The 14,320-nt window shown below is 44.7% G+C and carries 15 protein-coding genes; 4 read left to right on the top strand and 11 right to left on the bottom strand.

The window, feature by feature from the left end; translation table 11 throughout:
* Positions 1-59: 59 nt before the first annotated feature.
* Together QUA47_RS27765 and QUA47_RS27760 are read right to left on the bottom strand one after the other, a co-directional pair.
* Entirely contained in the window at positions 60-2,171 is a 2,112-nt protein-coding gene (locus QUA47_RS27765) for a dynamin family protein (RefSeq protein ID WP_333433145.1), read from the bottom strand.
* Positions 2,172-2,367: 196 nt separating this feature from the next.
* Positions 2,368-2,583 (bottom strand): hypothetical protein, encoded by a 216-nt coding sequence (locus tag QUA47_RS27760; RefSeq protein ID WP_333433144.1) that lies wholly within the window; start codon positions 2,581-2,583, stop codon positions 2,368-2,370.
* Between the two features lie 227 nt (positions 2,584-2,810).
* On the opposite strand from QUA47_RS27760, the gene QUA47_RS27755 reads away from it, so the two are divergent.
* Together QUA47_RS27755 and QUA47_RS27750 are read left to right on the top strand one after the other, a co-directional pair.
* Positions 2,811-3,257 carry a DNA-binding response regulator gene (locus tag QUA47_RS27755; protein WP_333433143.1) on the top strand — a complete coding sequence of 149 codons (447 nt, stop codon included), beginning with the start codon at positions 2,811-2,813 and terminating at the stop codon, positions 3,255-3,257.
* A gap of 225 nt (positions 3,258-3,482) precedes the next feature.
* The gene (locus tag QUA47_RS27750; protein ID WP_333433142.1) at positions 3,483-5,270 is read left to right on the top strand and encodes a cellulose-binding protein; all 1,788 of its coding nucleotides are present in this window, start codon (positions 3,483-3,485) and stop codon (positions 5,268-5,270) included.
* Positions 5,271-5,287: 17 nt separating this feature from the next.
* On the opposite strand, the gene QUA47_RS27745 is transcribed toward QUA47_RS27750, so the two are convergent.
* The 4 genes from QUA47_RS27745 to msrA all read right to left on the bottom strand — a co-directional run bounded on the left by QUA47_RS27745 (position 5,288) and on the right by msrA (position 7,491).
* Complete coding sequence (locus tag QUA47_RS27745) at positions 5,288-5,869, bottom strand: DUF948 domain-containing protein (protein ID WP_333433141.1); 582 nt, start codon at positions 5,867-5,869, stop codon at positions 5,288-5,290.
* 37 nt (positions 5,870-5,906) lie between these two features.
* On the bottom strand, positions 5,907-6,248 hold the full coding sequence (locus QUA47_RS27740) for a YtxH domain-containing protein (RefSeq protein WP_006632275.1): 342 nt from the start codon (positions 6,246-6,248) through the stop codon (positions 5,907-5,909).
* Between the two features lie 121 nt (positions 6,249-6,369).
* On the bottom strand, positions 6,370-6,675 hold the full coding sequence (locus QUA47_RS27735) for a hypothetical protein (protein ID WP_333433140.1): 306 nt from the start codon (positions 6,673-6,675) through the stop codon (positions 6,370-6,372).
* A 162-nt stretch (positions 6,676-6,837) separates the two neighbouring features.
* Positions 6,838-7,491 carry a peptide-methionine (S)-S-oxide reductase MsrA gene (msrA, locus tag QUA47_RS27730; protein WP_333433139.1) on the bottom strand — a complete coding sequence of 218 codons (654 nt, stop codon included), beginning with the start codon at positions 7,489-7,491 and terminating at the stop codon, positions 6,838-6,840.
* 317 nt (positions 7,492-7,808) lie between these two features.
* On the opposite strand from msrA, the gene QUA47_RS27725 reads away from it, so the two are divergent.
* Positions 7,809-7,946 (top strand): hypothetical protein, encoded by a 138-nt coding sequence (locus QUA47_RS27725; protein WP_333433138.1) that lies wholly within the window; start codon positions 7,809-7,811, stop codon positions 7,944-7,946.
* Between the two features lie 133 nt (positions 7,947-8,079).
* Here QUA47_RS27725 and QUA47_RS27720 read toward each other — a convergent pair whose 3' ends face one another.
* From QUA47_RS27720 to QUA47_RS27710, 3 genes are all read right to left on the bottom strand, one after another.
* Positions 8,080-8,262 carry a DUF6999 family protein gene (locus tag QUA47_RS27720; RefSeq protein ID WP_333433137.1) on the bottom strand — a complete coding sequence of 61 codons (183 nt, stop codon included), beginning with the start codon at positions 8,260-8,262 and terminating at the stop codon, positions 8,080-8,082.
* A gap of 296 nt (positions 8,263-8,558) precedes the next feature.
* Positions 8,559-8,714, bottom strand: a complete 156-nt coding sequence (locus tag QUA47_RS27715; protein ID WP_333433136.1) for a hypothetical protein — start codon at positions 8,712-8,714, stop codon at positions 8,559-8,561.
* A gap of 78 nt (positions 8,715-8,792) precedes the next feature.
* Positions 8,793-9,512 (bottom strand): hypothetical protein, encoded by a 720-nt coding sequence (locus tag QUA47_RS27710; protein WP_333433135.1) that lies wholly within the window; start codon positions 9,510-9,512, stop codon positions 8,793-8,795.
* A gap of 246 nt (positions 9,513-9,758) precedes the next feature.
* On the opposite strand from QUA47_RS27710, the gene QUA47_RS27705 reads away from it, so the two are divergent.
* Complete coding sequence (locus QUA47_RS27705; protein ID WP_333433134.1) at positions 9,759-10,775, top strand: hypothetical protein; 1,017 nt, start codon at positions 9,759-9,761, stop codon at positions 10,773-10,775.
* A 41-nt stretch (positions 10,776-10,816) separates the two neighbouring features.
* On the opposite strand, the gene serS is transcribed toward QUA47_RS27705, so the two are convergent.
* Positions 10,817-12,097, bottom strand: coding sequence for a serine--tRNA ligase (serS, locus tag QUA47_RS27700; protein ID WP_333433133.1), 1,281 nt, complete (start codon positions 12,095-12,097; stop codon positions 10,817-10,819).
* A 368-nt stretch (positions 12,098-12,465) separates the two neighbouring features.
* Positions 12,466-14,097, bottom strand: coding sequence for an iron uptake porin (locus QUA47_RS27695; protein WP_333433132.1), 1,632 nt, complete (start codon positions 14,095-14,097; stop codon positions 12,466-12,468).
* Between the last annotated feature and the right edge of the window lie 223 nt (positions 14,098-14,320).

Genomic DNA, 14,320 nt, shown 5'->3' with positions numbered 1-14,320 from the left:
GAGGTACTGGAATAATAATGAATCCTCCTGTATTTATTGTTTTAAGCACTGCCTAGCCCTTAACTGAACCGTATTGATATCTGCTCATCTATTTTCCCATTTACTGACTCTAATGTCTGTCGTAAATCAACATCAAAAAAATCCCAATTTTCCGTAACATCAACATCAGCATAATAGACTTCATCCGAGTTACAGCAACGACTTTTTCTACCTGTTTCTTCCCTTCTATTTCCTACAACCACTGCTAATTGTACATCTTTAATCCGCGCATCAATTCCGGGAAAATCAAAGCTAGGAAACTGAATCGAGTTGATGTTCAGTTTCACTTCTAAAGAATCACCAAGATAATTAGATAATTCATCTGATATTTCTTGAATATCTTCCTGAATTCTTCTTGCCAACTCTTCGCGAATCTTCGTCCCCTCTCGAACTAATTCATCCTGAGTATCTATCCACCAATTATGAATATGTGGCGCGCAAAATTTATTAATTGTTTTAACAATTTTTTCGGCTTCCGCCTTAGTTTTACACCGGATAATGTACGGGTCTAATTTTTCACTTTTAACAGCGTGTTCATAAACCGAATTATTGAAAGTTTCAGGCACAGATTCACTCAGCTTATCCAACAAAGATACAGTTAAATTGAATGCTTGGCCTAAGCCCTTACCAAAATTAGGGAAAAGTCCTAATACTAATTCTCCCATTCCTCCTATTATTTGTCCGACGCCCATATTATCAGATGTTGGCTGTGGTAGTTGAAGAATTTTTGGAGTTTTTTTTGGCTTTGGAGAGTTGGCGGAACGAGAGTCGGCAATCTTATCAATCTCACTTTTGATCTTGGCTTTAGCTCCATCGGCAAATTTATCAATGCCTTGACTAAATCCTTGGATTAGTATTTGTTTTTCTGTCTCGACCTTTTTTTTGACTGACTCAACTTTGTACATCGCATTTTTTGAGCGTTTCCTGTACTCTTCTACTTTTTCCTTGAGGGATTCAATCTCCATTTCCCAACCTTTAATTTCTGTATTCAGAGTATCCTCAATAGCCTTAGCAGCTTTATCAATTTCTGCCACCACCTCACTCAATAAATTCCAGCCAGAATTTTGCGTAATCCTTTGAATGACTGTTTCTTGAATGTTCAGGATACCGCTATCTTGCAAAGCTCTTGGTGCAATCTCTTCAGGTAAAGGAATTACTCTCCTACCTTTTTCATCTCTCTCAGCATATTTGGCACTAAAGAAATCCTCAAAATCTTTTATTTCCTTTTCAGTTGCTTTTCCTTGCTGAATCAGTTTCGCTAGAAGTCCTTGTCGAGAACTAGCAGGGTAAATAACTGGATTGCTAAAGCCAAAACCAACTAACTCTCGCTCTAAATCTTTAATGACATCAACAATTTCTTTGTCTCTCTCTGTTTTTTGGTCAACTTTATTCAAAATAAAGTAAATTTTTCCCGTGTTCTCAGCTATAAAATCCTTACGATTTTCAACAACATCCTTAAACAAATCGGCAACTGCATTATCTTTGTAGGAAGCGTAGTTTAAAATAAACAGAATGGCATTGCAGGTTCGCAGTGCTTCTAGTGCTGTCTGCTTCAGTGCATTAATGTTGAAGTTTGCAGACTCCCACTCATTAGGGCCGGGAGTATCAACTAAGGTAAAGCCTGTGAGAGAAGATAATTGGCTAATTGCTTCAATCGCATGCTCTATCTCAAAGCGTGTAGTGTTATCAGGATTGCCTTTCTCTCGGATTTCACGGGTACGCCGCAGGAATTCTTGTTGAATTTTGCCTGCATCACCCTCAACAAGAATGACTGGTTTTCTTTCTCCTTCTCGATACTCTAAAAGTTTAGGAGTTTCGCCCGGTTTAATGTGTCGGACATCTGTACGGCAGATGGTACAGGCGGCCGTTTCACTCGCCAGTACATCAGCACCGATGATAGAATTCAAGAAGGTGCTTTTGCCAGCTTTCATTGCTGCTATTACGGCTACTTGATACTTCTGATCTTGCAAAGCCTTTAAAGCTTTGTTAATTTCATCTTCAATGCTTTGTAGCCCTTGACTTTCATCTCCCTGAATGCGGAGTCCGTCACGGAATTCTTTGAGATATTGTAAGAGGAAAGTGCCTGTACTGTAAATGCTGGTGTATGCTGCCTGAAATTCTTGAGAAGACATAAGTTGACACTTTTTACTTGAGGGACGGGCTAAGTTAGACCTAGAAATTCGCGGTTAAAATTGATAGAGATTGTGCGCTTACCAATCTATTTGTCAGGGGTTTAAACCCCCGTCGGACTCGTGGAACAAGCGCTCAATATCAACAACCGACTTTAGTTATTAGCTAGGGACTGAATTCCCTGGCGCGAGTCACTGTTTAGTCGTCAGAAAGAGCCTTGCTAATCCCGTAAAAGGCCAAACCTGCTAATGCACCTACGGCTACACCAACGGGCCCAGCAGCAGCACCAATACCAGCACCTCCGCCAACGGCACCAACTGCCGTCAAACCTGTAGCAGCTACCACACCAGCACCCACAGCACCACCCGCAGCAGCGGAACCTGCCGCTTTCGCTATTTCATCACCTTTAGCCATTGAAATACCTCAGTGTAAGGAACAAAAACTAACTGTTTGACTAACGAAAGTTAATTAAACAGGCAAAATTTGAAATATGGCGATCGCACTTTCCCGCTTTTCTAAGTATTTGCACTTAGACAATGAGTCGGTAATTTAATCCTAGACTACCTATAGTTAGCAAACAACTAACAAACGCTATCAACTTCGGTTATGCTATCGTTAGCCACATCTCACCACACCCGACAATGGCATCAAAAGAAGATTTATTTGCCGAAGCCGCGAAACACTGGGACTTAGAAAGGCTGTACCAAGCTTTTGCAGAAGCTAAACGGCAAATCTCACCCCGATCGCGAAGGGGACTAACAGAAACAGAAAAACTTTACCTGCGAGGATTGCTTTCCGGTTGCAGTCCCGCCGAAATCGCCCGCCAACTGTTTCAGAGTTCCAAAAGTGCAGAGGTTTATTTATGTAAAACTTTATACCAATATGTTAAAAAACTCGCAGATGTACCTAACGAACCTGTAGGAAATTGGCGCAATATTTGCGATCGGCTACAGGAAGCCGGATATAAAACTCAGTCTTCTCCTGAATTTAAAATAAATAATTCTGTACCTACAGAAGCATTAGTAAAAATAGTTAATATAGGTTTTAAAGAAAGTACAGTATCAATTGATATTAACATTCGACTATAATTCCCCTCAACTTCAGAAGCGCCGAAAACAGAAGACTTGGATAAAGACGGTTAGAGGGGCGATCGCACTTGGGGACAGAAAGGGATCTCGCCCCTCCACAGAGAGGCAAAAATGTTAATAATCTTATAGCTGATAGTTTGAGAAGGAAGTTTTTGATAAAATATCAAAATTAAAACTGCCTCACCCGCTTCGATTTTACCTAAAACACTCAAATTAGTCAAATTTATGTCTCGATTAAGTATCCTATCAAAAAATAAAGCTCTGGGCTTTGTGCTGGGTTTATTAATTTTTGTCATTTTCATTCCCGGATGTTGGGCTTTAACCACTAATATTGCTCCCACAGCAGCACGGCAAGTAAATAACAAAGTAGCTGTGCGTGCAGATGTACAAAATACATCAAATTCTCGATCTTCTTTAGGAGTTGGGCTGAGTGGTATTGCTGACTACTCAACACAATTACCCTTTTTAGATGCTTTCAAATCTTCTAGAAGATGGATAACTCAATGCGTCAGCGGAGAACCAAACTGTAAAGGTGAATGGGATACAGAGGAGTATAATCTTTTAAATCTTGATGAAAATGGGTGGGTGAAGTCTCTCCCCTCGCCCGAAGATGCTCCTAAATATACTAGGGTAAGTACGCTATTACTTAGGGAAATCCCCAATCGCTATCCTTCAGGGCAATATATTGTTACTTATGAGGGTGAAGGTGCGATCGAATATAAATTTGATTCCAAAAAAGATGAGGCTGCGTCGAAACCCGGGAGGGATATCATTAATGTAGATGCCACACAAGGCGGAGGCATAATGATTACAATTACTGCTACCGATCCCAAGAAAACAGGGAACTATATCCGCAATATTAAAGTTGTTCACTCCCAATATGAACAGCTTTATCAAAGTGGTGAAATATTTAATCCGCTGTTTATAGACAAGATTAAAAAATTTAGAGTCTTGCGTTTTATGGACTGGATGGGGACAAATGGTTCGGAACAAAAAGAATGGTCAAACCGACCTAAACCAGAGAGTGTATCCTATGCTTATAGAGGAAATGTTCCCATAGAAATTATGGTGAATTTAGCTAATAAAGTCCAAGAAGAACCCTGGTTTAATATGCCGCATCAGGCGACGGATGAATATATGACCAACTTTGCTAAAATGGTCAAAGATAGTTTAGATCCCAAGCTGAAAGTTAATGTAGAGTATTCTAATGAGGTTTGGAATTGGTCATTCCCACAGTCGCATTATGCTTTGAAACAAGGTAAAGCGAGGTGGGGAGATAAAGGCGATGCTTTTATGCAATGGCACGGAATGCGTACTGCTCAAATGTGCGATATCTGGAAAGGGGTTTTTGGGGATCAAAAGAGTCGAGTTGTCTGCGTGTTAGGAACTCAAAGAGCTTGGAGAGAGTTAGGAAATTATGCTTTAGAGTGTTCCTATTGGGTAGCTGAGGGCAATAAACCTTGTTATCAACACGGCATTGATGCCTATGCTATAGCTGGATATTTTAGCGGAAACTTGGGCGGGAAAGAAAATGTCAGCACAGTAGAATCTTGGTTGAATGACGCAGATGGCGGGTTTGGCAAAGCTTTTAAGCAATTAAGAGAGGGCGGGTTACTTCCTGGCTTCAAAGATAGTTTGCCCGATGTTGATAATGAATTTAGGTATTACTTAGATGTGGCTCAAAAAAAAGGTCTCAAGTTATTTGTTTACGAGGGCGGCCAACATATTGTAGGTATTGAAGGAGTGGAGAATAACGAAAAACTGACTAAGTTTTTTATGGAATTAAATAGGCGCCCAGAAATGTATGATATCTACACCCAATTACTGAATAGTTGGAAACAAGCTGGAGGTAGTCTTTTCATGCACTTTGTGGACGTGGGTGGATTTAGCAAGTGGGGAAGTTGGGGGGCTTTGGAGTATGTGGAACAAAAGGGTTCGCCTAAGTATGATGCTTTGATGGATTTTATTGATAAGAATCCTTGCTGGTGGGATGGCTGTGCTGTGGAGGGATGATGAGGAATTGGGTGCAATCAAGAATCGTTCGATCGCACTTCCTCAAAATCTTCCGCATCCCCCGGCAAACCCGAACCCTCGCTACCCCTCAACCGGGGCGATTCCCCATTACTCCCACCCCCACCGTAAACCCCAGAATACCTATCCTCCAAACCCGAATCCCTTAGCGAAAGCGCACTTCTTTGACTCGGCGACAATCTATCTGTTGATCGGCGATTTGTCCCAGAAATCGGCGGCTTCCGAGTTAAAGTTTTCCAAGCAGCCTTAATCCCACTCACCACGCTGCGAGTAGTTACCTGCACCTTTTGCGCCTGCTTTTTGGCGCTACCAATACTTTGATCGACCTGTTTGACAACCTCGCCCGCACTTTGTACTCCCTCGCTGACATCATCCGTCAACTCGCTAATTTCCAGCCCCGTCAACCGAATCGCCTCCAAAGTGGGCGGAAATTCGCGAGAAAGCGTGTCAGCGAGCTTTTCCACGCTGCGGGCCGCCCTGGCCAGCGCTTGCACCGCAGGTATTAAAGTCACTAAAACAGCAGTCAGGCTAACTGCCACTAGCAAAATCGAAAGTCCTAGCCAAAATATGGGATCGCTCACTTGAATCTGGGATTGGGGGTTTGGGATTTCATGTCATTTAGCGGATGGGAGGGCGCGACGGGGGACTCACTTCGGCTTCAGCTTCCGACAGGGTTTGGCGTTCCCGCTGAGTCGCTTCCAAACCGGCCGCGATCGCCTCTTTGAGTCTAATCAAAGTTTCGTCCCAATTTCGGATTGCGGTTTCAGAAAGTCGATCGGCCTGCAACTGCACGCTAGTCGATAAATCCTCCGCCAACTCGGGCAAAGCATCGGCCGATTTTTTCAATATCTGTCGCGTCTCCTTGCCCGGTCGCGGTGCTATCAGCAACCCAGTCACGGCCCCGATCGCAGAACCCACAAGCAAACCGCCAATAAATAATCCTGAACGTTTAGTTGACATTTTTATAACTTCTCTCCATACACCAATTTTAGGCAAGTTTGCCTGATCGCGGCCCTTTGCAAAGGTAGAAATATTGTTGACAATCCTACGGAGTCAGCAGGGGCGACAGTTTTAGGATAGCTTACCTCAAAGGTCGAGCGCGCCTGGACCAAAGCATCCGTCCCAAACCCAGCAATCCCAAAAGTTGCTGAACCTGTTGCAGTTGCAATTCCAGTTGTTGATAGCGCCGTCGCAGTTGGCGGGCACCTTGCTGCCTTTTAGCAAGGAAACCGGGCGACGTGCTGAGGACATTGCTGCTGCGGCGTTCCATTCCTGCGATCCGCATTTCCAAACGTGCGATCGTCCGCCTGATTTTCCCCACCTTCGCAGCGATATAAAAGCAAACCAGAGATATTAGTAGATTGATAATTACAACAGCAGTCAGCATTTATTACTTGTTTTTAAACTACTAACATATTTCGCTTTTTTTGGCGGGCTAGAAGCCCTCTTGTTTAGGGACACAACAATGTTGTGTCCTGAACTATGTTGTAGGGACAAAACATTGTTGTGTCCCGATCTATGTGTCCCTATCCATAAGCTGGGTCAAGTTTTAAGCCTGAGACATAGCAGGCAAACAAACCTTAGTACCGCCCAAACCGCAATAACCGTTCGGGTTTTTAGCAAGATACTGCTGATGATAGCTTTCTGCGTAATAAAACTCAGGAGCATCAATAATCTCAGTGGTAATCTTGCCGTAACCGGCTGCCGTCAAAGCCTGCTGGTAAGCATCTCGCGAAGCTTCTGCTAGCTGCATTTGGGTAGCTGAATACGTGTAAATTCCCGAGCGGTACTGAGTACCAGAATCATTGCCCTGACGCATTCCTTGAGTAGGATTGTGACTTTCCCAAAAAACTTTTAGCAGCGTTTCGTAACTAATTACTTTGGGATCGAACACAACCAGAACTACTTCATTATGTCCCGTCATCCCGCGGCAAACTTCCTCGTAAGTAGGATTCGGAGTAATCCCGGCTGCGTAGCCAACAGCCGTGGAAAAAACTCCATTTTGCTGCCAAAATTTCCGTTCTGCTCCCCAAAAACAGCCCAGACCAAACAAGGCACTCTCCATACCGTTTGGAAAGGGAGGTTTGAGCGGATTGCCGTTAACAAAGTGACTTGCCGGTACCGACATCGACTCCGCCCGTCCCGGTAATGCCTCTTGGGGAGAGGGCAGGCTCGACTTTTTGCCAAATCCAAATAGCACCATAAGTTTGTGAGGGGATCTCTGATAAACGTCTTTACCTTACTTAATAATATCAGATGTATACTGAAAATAGTGGCCCTCTTAAAGGTAGAAGGTAAAAACCAGAAGGCAGATTTTTTTTACGGAAGGTTTTTGGTGATACTGCTCACTGCCAACGCAGTTTTAAATCACATTAGGCAGTGTTTTATGTCACCAAAACATACCTAAAATATCACCTATTGTTGAGGTATAAATCACGCGGATTTTAGGCAAAATAGCCGATTATTAAAGGTAGGGTGTTGTAGTAGTTATTCAATACCATTTATTGGGAGTGTGTAGAAATGGCCGCTAAACCTTGCAGTCAACCTTTAAAATCTAATCCGTTTATTACTTACCGCGACCCAATTACAGGCAAGTGGATTGTGGTAAATCAGACTTGGCCCAAAGCAGCAGAACAAGCACAGCTAGCAGCAGCTTGAGTTCTGCTATTAATTTTACTTGAAAAATTAACCATTATCTCCAACTTCAGGACTTACGCAAAAAGTTATTTGACGCGCTACTTATATTCGTAAGTGCTTAGGGGTTGCAGCCTAAATAAATACCACCCTACTTTTAAACATTGCTCATCTCTTTTTGCAGTTCTAAATACTGATAGAGATATTCCGCAATTATCCCGTGCAAAAACAAGTCGGGTGCCGCATTAAACGGACTGTTTGGCGCTAGCGGATGGCGGTTGACAATTACATGATTCCAGTCGCAATTTGCGGTAATATCGCTGACGTAAGCCAAATCCATACTAACTCCCGCAACAAATAAGCTTGCGGAGAGTTGGGTTGTTCCGCTTTAACGCTTTCGAGAGTCGAAGATTCGGGAACCTCAAGAAAGTTAGAAATTTGATAAATCATAGGTTTATGGGTATTTTCCACAGCAGTTAACATCCTGTATGCCGTTGTAAAGCTGCCGCTTTTCGGCACGAAACAAAAGATTGTCTGTCCAGGCTGCAACTTTTCAGAATTGAATAATCCCTCTAAGATTAAATAAATCGAGGCGCCGCCTGTATTTCCCCGACTGTACAAGTTGGTAAACCATTTTTATTCAGGAATCATGCAGCCTGCTTCTTCCAGAAGTTCTACAATTTGTTCCCGGAAAAAGTGAGACGAATAGTGGCACAGCAGCCAGTCGATTTCCTGCGGACAAACTCTCCCGGCTTTTATCAATGGCAGCCAACCTTCAACACCTAATTTCATTACATTGTCCAGCAAGCGAATATTTTGCCGCCAGTCAAAAGCGCCCGCTGTGGTTGCATCGAGGTAGGAGGAATAATCCTACGAGCTTTTAGTTGATGTTTCGTTTGCTAATCCTGAATACATACAAACAGGATAGGCGTTGGCGTGGGAAATTAGCTCAATCCATTCTATTTTTAAGCTGATTCCTGTCGCGTTAGGATGGTTTTGGAGCAACAATGCTCCGGCACCGTCGGAGAGCATCCAGCGCAGAAATTCTGTATCGAAAGGCAGGGGTTTTCCCGCTTGCACTGAAGTCTTTGCTTCAAATTTGGTGTTTTTGAACAGGCGCGAGGGAAATTCGGAAGCGACGGCAATTGCTGTTTGTTTTTTGCCGAGTTCGATTTGAGAGGTGGCGTAATTTAAAGCACTAACTCCGGCACAGCAAAATCCTTGAGTTGACACTATTTCTAGGGGAGATAATTCGGAAAGTTCCCCGTGTACTGTGCGGGCAAATCCCGGTACTAATAAGTCTGGTAAAGTAGTGGCGCAGGCCAGTAAGTCGATCGCCCCTGGTTCCAGATTTGCCTGGGCAATCGCGTCACGGACGGCAAACGCTGCCATTTGGCTGTTAGAATATAGTGTTTGCTGCTGTTTGTCGATCGCGTAGTAGGGCTGTTGAATGCCGTTGCTGTTGAGAATTCGCTGCCTGACTCTCGAAGGGCGCGAGGCAATTTTGCCGAGATATTCTTCCATCTCATCATTATTAATCGGTTCTCCAGGCAAAAATTTTCCCATCCGATTGATATAAGCACTGTACATGGCGTAAACCTCTAAAGTTGCTAATTTACTCGGGTTCGTTGGTTTGTTAAATCAAGCCAGAAAATATCTAAAATTGATGGTGCTTTGTGAAGCAGTGAACTTGCAAGGAGTAAGCAGCTATCTTGTAGAGTCAGCGGAAATCAGGCAAGTTGAGCAACAGTGGCAACAAGTAACCGGAAGCGGGGTGAAGTTTATTGTAATTGAGCCAATATGTAACTAGAGTTCCTTCGCTGCTTCTCGACTAAAATGGATATTGCAAAACTAGATACTTGGTATTCTCCTTCTCAACGCCGCACGGCTGTTTCGCTGTTGATGAAACGAGTAGGCGTAACTCGCACTAGGGCTGAATGCTTTATCAGGCTTTGGGTTTACTTATCAGTGAAACAGCTTCAGGAAAGCCAGCCCCGTCTCAAACCACCGCTGGCGAAACTGGAAGTGCCAGCAACAGAAGTGCAGTGCACTCACCGGGAAGCAGCCGAACTATTTTACTGCGATTCCGATCGCGGGAGCGATCGCGCCGCCGGAATGATGTTAGATAAATTAGCAGCCCTGGGATTGATCGCAAAACACTTTGATGGTAACGCTACGGCAATTCAAATTCAACCTGTTTCAGAAATTTTAAATGTTGCCGAACCTCAAAAGCCTGTCAAACTCGAATTAGATAATTTTGACCCCCGCTGCGACGCGATTCCCGTTGCCAATTTATTAGCCACCAATTACAACTGGATGAACCGAAACACTAACGCCGTTCCCCACAAAATTGCTAAAATCCTCCGGCTTTTGGCTAGCCGATACTCAAAAGGAATGCGAGTTTTGCGCCGCTCAGATAATCTCAATCCAGTCGGGTTTTACTTACTTTATCCCACAGCTAGCGAATCTGAAGTAAATTTTTTTAATGCTCCTAGTAAAGGGCTTCATTTAAGTTCTATTTCCGATATCGATCCTTTCAAGATGGCGCTACCAGGAGATATAAATTGCCAGTCAGTATTTGTCCGCAGTTGGATGATCGATCCGCAGTATTTGTCAGAATACCGAATTGCTTTTCTTGAAGACACACAGAAAACTTTAGGCGAAATGCAAACAGATTTTCCGAATCTTTGCGACTTGTACACGCTGATGATTCACCCCATGTACGAAAAACAGTCCCTAGCTTTGGGATTTCAGAAGACTAGCAGTGATAATCAGCTATCTGTTTATTGGATGTATTTAGCGCTGGATAGATTTTTGGGGCTCGATATCAAGGAAGCATTAGTTAAACTGTAAGATAACTCGGCGGTTTCAATCGCCGAGTGACGACAAACAGCTTACAAAGTCTCGCGACCCAAATAAGATTGCAGCACTTCCGGCACTTTTACAGTTCCATCCGGCTGCTGATAATTCTCTAAAATTGCTGCCATTGTGCGGCCTATAGCTAAACCGGAACCGTTCAGCGCGTGAACGAATTGAGTGCCTTTTTTCCCCGCTTCTTTAAAGCGAATATTCGCCCGTCGCGCCTGAAAATCTGCGACGTTGGAACAACTGGAAATCTCGCGGTATTTGCCCGCAGATGGCAGCCACACCTCTAAATCATAGGTTTTTGCTGCCGCGAAACCCAAGTCGCCGGTACACAGTGCGATCGCCCGATAAGGCAATTTCAGGGCCTGTAAAACTCCCTCAGCATCCTGCACTAACTTTTCGTGCTCTGCCTCGGAGGTACTCGGATGCACGAGTTTCACCAATTCTACTTTATTAAATTGGTGCAGTCGAATTAATCCCCTCGTATCTTTGCCGTAACTGCCAGCTTCGCGGCGAAAACAAGGAGTATAAGAACAGTGATAAATTGGCAACTGTTCTGCTGTCAAAATTTCACCTCTGTACAAATTGACAACCGGAACTTCGGAAGTAGGAATTAACCACAGATCATCTTGGTCGCACTTGAAACTTTCTTCAGCAAATTTGGGTAATTGACCCGTAGCAGTGAGGGATTCAGTGTTAACTAAAAATGGTGGAATTACTTCTACATAACCTGCTTTTGTGTGGCGATCGAGCATGAATTGAATAATCGCTCTTTCCAGGGCTGCCCCGGCTCCCATTAAGCTGACAAAGCGGGGCTGAGCGATTTTTACTGCCCGTTCAAAGTTGATAATTCCTAATTTTTCGCCGATTTCCCAGTGCGGTAAAATACCAGAATTTTGGGGTATGTATTCGTCTCCCCAGCGCCGGATTTCGACGTTTTCTTCTTCAGTTTTGCCGATCGGCGTTGACGGACTCGGTAAGTTTGGCAGCGGTAGCAATAAAGCTTCTATTTGAGCTTTTAGGTCTTTTTCCTGTGCTTGCAGTTGGTTCGACTCGGTGCCGACTGCGTTGCCTTCTGCCTGCAGTTCCTGAACTTCGGGAGATTCGAGGGTTAAACCCGATTTTCTTTTTTGACCGATGAGTTTGGCAATTTCGTTGCTGCGGGCTTGCAGTTGCGATCGCTTGCCTTCCAACTCCCGCTGCTGTTTGTCTAATTGCAAAATCGGCTCGATTTCATAGTTACCTCCGCGCAGGTTGAGGCTTTCTTGCACGGCTTGCGGGTTTTCTCGGATTAATTTGAGGTCTAGCACAGATTTATTCTAAATCTTAAATTTTAGAGCGGCTGGGACAGAACGAGATGATATAGAAGCTTTGTTAATCATTGGCATATTGAATCATAATTTATTCTGACTTAAAATTTTAGTTGGGTGTCACCCCTGGAGGGTGACACCCCACAAATCTCTGCTATACTTGCAAATATTAGTAGATGCACCCTGATAATTTTCTACCCCAGCCAGCGATGGCAGGGGTTTTTTGTTGTGTGGCATGAAATTGAAGCCCTGGACGCACTATCAGTCTAAAAAACCCAGTTTCTCGCGATTATCGTCTCAAATGAGGCAATTACGTCAAGAAACTGGGTTTTTGCGTCCAGGACTAGGTTACTAAAATATCTTTCCGGTTAAAAGTTAAAGCCAGTGCGAAGCAACCAAACCCATTGAGTGTCGTTGCGGCTGTCATTCTCAGGATTAACAACGGCCCAAACACCAGGAGTGATGGAAATGTTGTCGTTGACCTGAAAGCGATAGAAGGCTTCAATGTGATAGGAAGTATCTCGCTCGCGGCGCACATTACTGCTCGTCACGCGACCTGGCAAACCCACCAAAATCCCGGGTAGGTTGCCTTCACCTCCCACATCTGGGAAACTTATCCCGATCGCTGCATACACAATATCGGCGCGATCGTCGCCGTCAACATTTAGCAAAACCACGCCACCTCTACCATCAGAAACGCTGCTAACACCGGAATTTTCTGCATTGGCGCGAGTATAAACGCCCCAGCCGTGAACTTGCAACCGGGGAGCAAGGCGGTAGAATCCTTGTACGCCTACAGAATCGCTGGATGTAGCAATATTGTCCCCAAACGGTCGCGCAGCCAGAAAACTGCCCGTACCGCCTGTGAGGTCGGCTTTACCGCTTGGTGCAAAGGTTCGAGAATAGGCTACGCCAATTGCTCCGCGATCGCCCCGGTAGGCAAGCTGAACCAGAGCGTTGTACGAACCGTTGAATAAACCGTTACTTGACTGCGAAAGATTGGCATTTCCGGCTACATAGCCTACAGTCAGGGTGAGGTTTTTGACGATCGTCCAGTTGACAGCACCACCCCCACCTCCCCGGCGGTAGAGGGGATTGTATTGTCCGAACTTCGAGGGAATTCCCTGACTATCGCTGGCTATCGTTGGAGGAGTCAGCAAATCCGTAATATCGGGATACCCAACACCTGTGGAGCCCACGGTCAGCGCCAGATTAGAGGTCAGCGGGCTCACATACAATACGTGAGGGACGGTGATTGTGTTATCGACATTGCCATCAAAGTTCAAGGCCGTCATATTTGTACCCGTATAGTCGGCAATCCTGCCCAAGTTGCCGAATTCCAAACGGGTTCTGAGCATATCGCGACCGGTGAAGCTGGTTTCAAAATTTAATCGCCCCCGGTTGGCAACAATAGTGTTGGTGCGATCGCGCGAATCCCCAACACTGTTACCCGAGGTATCTGTTACCACCACGATAATTTCCGCATTCAGCTTCGTAGTAGTCGAGAACTGATTCGCTTCTAGTTCTGCTGTGCGTGCATCGAGAGCATCGACTCGACCCCGCAACACCGATAATTCTGTTGCAAATTCTGCTTGCAGTTGTTGTACGATCGCTAAATCTTCCCGAGTAATCAGGTTGGTTGTTCCTGCGGCAATGAGTTCGCTGACTCGATCGAGACAGCTATTCAATCCTGCTGCAAATTCGTACCGCGTCAGCGCGCGGTTTCCTCTGTAGGTGCCGTCAGGATAACCGGCAATGCAGCCGTAGCGTTCTACTAGAGATTGCAGCGCCTGAAACGCCCAGTCAGTTGGTTTTACATCCGAGAGTTGAGAGACAGAATTCACCTGCGCGAAGGGGTTTTCTGCCAATGTATTTAACGGTTCAGGAGCAACTAATCTATCAATTGGTGCAGCAAAACTTGGAGATGATGTTAGTAGAAATACACCCGGTGCTCCCAGTATAAAAGCACTAATCAGGTGAGGAAAATGCTGGATGTGCATAGGACAAAGCTCCGCATAAGGAACCGAGCGCCAGAATTAGCAATACAGTTACCTTCTAGACTGTTAGGACGTTCTTAATCGCTGAAACCCTTGGTATTATTCCATTTGCCTTTTTCCTTCTTCCTTCCCCCCAAGGGGGGCAGGGGACTTCTTCCTTCTTCCTTCTTCCTTCTTCCTTCTTCCTTCTTCCTTCTTCCTTCTTCCTTCTTCCTTCTTCCTTCTT

It is taken from the genome of Microcoleus sp. MON2_D5, assembly GCF_036701905.1.
GTDB lineage: Bacteria > Cyanobacteriota > Cyanobacteriia > Cyanobacteriales > Microcoleaceae > Microcoleus.
The sequence above is the reverse complement of the archived record's forward strand: the minus strand, read 5'-3'. Positions and strand labels throughout refer to the sequence as shown.